Genomic DNA, 2999 nt, shown 5'->3' on the forward strand with positions numbered 1-2999 from the left:
GCTTTCAGCGGTTATCCCTTCCGAACGTAGCCAACCAGCCATGCCCTTGGCAGGACAACTGGCACACCAGAGGTTCGTCCGTCCCGGTCCTCTCGTACTAGGGACAGCCCTTCTCAATATTCCTACGCGCACAGCGGATAGGGACCGAACTGTCTCACGACGTTCTAAACCCAGCTCGCGTACCGCTTTAATGGGCGAACAGCCCAACCCTTGGGACCGACTCCAGCCCCAGGATGCGACGAGCCGACATCGAGGTGCCAAACCATCCCGTCGATATGGACTCTTGGGGAAGATCAGCCTGTTATCCCCGGGGTACCTTTTATCCGTTGAGCGACGGCGCTTCCACAAGCCACCGCCGGATCACTAGTCCCGACTTTCGTCCCTGCTCGACCCGTCGGTCTCACAGTCAAGCTCCCTTGTGCACTTACACTCAACACCTGATTACCAACCAGGCTGAGGGAACCTTTGGGCGCCTCCGTTACTCTTTAGGAGGCAACCGCCCCAGTTAAACTACCCATCAGACACTGTCCCTGATCCGGATCACGGACCCAGGTTAGACATCCAGCACGACCAGAGTGGTATTTCAACGACGACTCCACAACCACTGGCGTGGCTGCTTCAAAGTCTCCCACCTATCCTACACAAGCCGAACCGAACACCAATATCAAACTGTAGTAAAGGTCCCGGGGTCTTTCCGTCCTGCTGCGCGAAACGAGCATCTTTACTCGTAATGCAATTTCACCGGGCCTATGGTTGAGACAGTCGAGAAGTCGTTACGCCATTCGTGCAGGTCGGAACTTACCCGACAAGGAATTTCGCTACCTTAGGATGGTTATAGTTACCACCGCCGTTTACTGGCGCTTAAGTTCTCAGCTTCGCAACCCCGAAAGGTCACTAACCGGTCCCCTTAACGTTCCAGCACCGGGCAGGCGTCAGTCCGTATACATCGCCTTACGGCTTCGCACGGACCTGTGTTTTTAGTAAACAGTCGCTTCTCGCTGGTCTCTGCGGCCACCCCCAGCTCACCGAGTAAATCGGATCACCAGTGATGGCCCCCCTTCTCCCGAAGTTACGGGGGCATTTTGCCGAGTTCCTTAACCATAGTTCACCCGAACGCCTCGGTATTCTCTACCTGACCACCTGAGTCGGTTTAGGGTACGGGCCGCCATGAAACTCGCTAGAGGCTTTTCTCGACAGCATAGGATCATCCACTTCACCACAATCGGCTCGGCATCAGGTCTCAGCCTTAATGTGTGACGGATTTGCCTACCACACGGCCTACACCCTTACCCCGGGACAACCACCGCCCGGGCTGGACTACCTTCCTGCGTCACCCCATCACTCACCTACTAACAGCTTGGTTCGGCGGCTCCACCACTCCCCTCAACTCCGAAGAGATCAGGGCGGCTTCACGGCCTTAGCATCACGATGCTCGATGTTTGACGCTTCACAGCGGGTACCGGAATATCAACCGGTTGTCCATCGACTACGCCTGTCGGCCTCGCCTTAGGTCCCGACTTACCCTGGGCAGATCAGCTTGACCCAGGAACCCTTAGTCAATCGGCGCACACGTTTCTCACGTGTGTATCGCTACTCATGCCTGCATTCTCACTCGTGAACCGTCCACAACTCGCTTCCACGGCTGCTTCACCCGGCACACGACGCTCCCCTACCCATCACAGCCTCCGTTGGGAGTATTGCTGCAATGACACGACTTCGGCGGTACGCTTGAGCCCCGCTACATTGTCGGCGCGGAATCACTTGACCAGTGAGCTATTACGCACTCTTTCAAGGGTGGCTGCTTCTAAGCCAACCTCCTGGTTGTCTCTGCGACTCCACATCCTTTCCCACTTAGCGTACGCTTAGGGGCCTTAGTCGATGCTCTGGGCTGTTTCCCTCTCGACCATGGAGCTTATCCCCCACAGTCTCACTGCCGCGCTCTCACTTACCGGCATTCGGAGTTTGGCTAAGGTCAGTAACCCGGTAGGGCCCATCGCCTATCCAGTGCTCTACCTCCGGCAAGAAACACACGACGCTGCACCTAAATGCATTTCGGGGAGAACCAGCTATCACGGAGTTTGATTGGCCTTTCACCCCTAACCACAGGTCATCCCCCAGGTTTTCAACCCTGGTGGGTTCGGTCCTCCACGACGTCTTACCGCCGCTTCAACCTGCCCATGGCTAGATCACTCCGCTTCGGGTCTAGAGCGTGCAACTAAATCGCCCTGTTCGGACTCGCTTTCGCTACGGCTTCCCCACACGGGTTAACCTCGCAACACACCGCAAACTCGCAGGCTCATTCTTCAAAAGGCACGCAGTCACGACGCACCGAGCAAGCTCGATGCGCGACGCTCCCACGGCTTGTAGGCACACGGTTTCAGGTACTATTTCACTCCGCTCCCGCGGTACTTTTCACCATTCCCTCACGGTACTATCCGCTATCGGTCACCAGGGAATATTTAGGCTTAGCGGGTGGTCCCGCCAGATTCACACGGGATTTCTCGGGCCCCGTGCTACTTGGGTGTCTCTCAAACGAGCCGCTGATGTTTCGTCTACGGGGGTCTTACCCTCTACGCCGGACCTTTCGCATGTCCTTCGCCTACATCAACGGTTTCTGACTCGTCTCACAGCCGGCAGACTGTGAAAGAGAGATCCCACAACCCCCTGCATGCAACCCCTGCCGGGTCTCACACATACAAGGTTTGGCCTCATCCGGTTTCGCTCGCCACTACTCCCGGAATCACGGTTGTTTTCTCTTCCTGCGGGTACTGAGATGTTTCACTTCCCCGCGTTCCCTCCACACTGCCTATGTGTTCAGCAGCGGGTGACAGCCCATGACGACTGCCGGGTTTCCCCATTCGGAAACCCCCGGATCAAAGCCTGGTTGACGGCTCCCCGGGGACTATCGTGGCCTCCCACGTCCTTCATCGGTTCCTGGTGCCAAGGCATCCACCGTGCGCCCTTAAAAACTTGGCCACAGATGCTCGCGTCCACTGTGC

Annotated in this window: 1 rRNA gene; it reads right to left on the minus strand. The window is 56.9% G+C overall.

Features of this window, described 5'->3' with window-relative positions:
• Positions 1–2976: ribosomal RNA gene (locus tag ACFWDE_RS30200) — 23S ribosomal RNA — on the minus strand; the annotation flags it as partial.
• Positions 2977–2999: the final 23 nt, after the last annotated feature.

It is taken from the genome of Bacillus sp. NPDC060175 (genome assembly GCF_042728695.1).
Taxonomy (GTDB): domain Bacteria; phylum Bacillota; class Bacilli; order Bacillales; family Bacillaceae_G; genus Bacillus_A.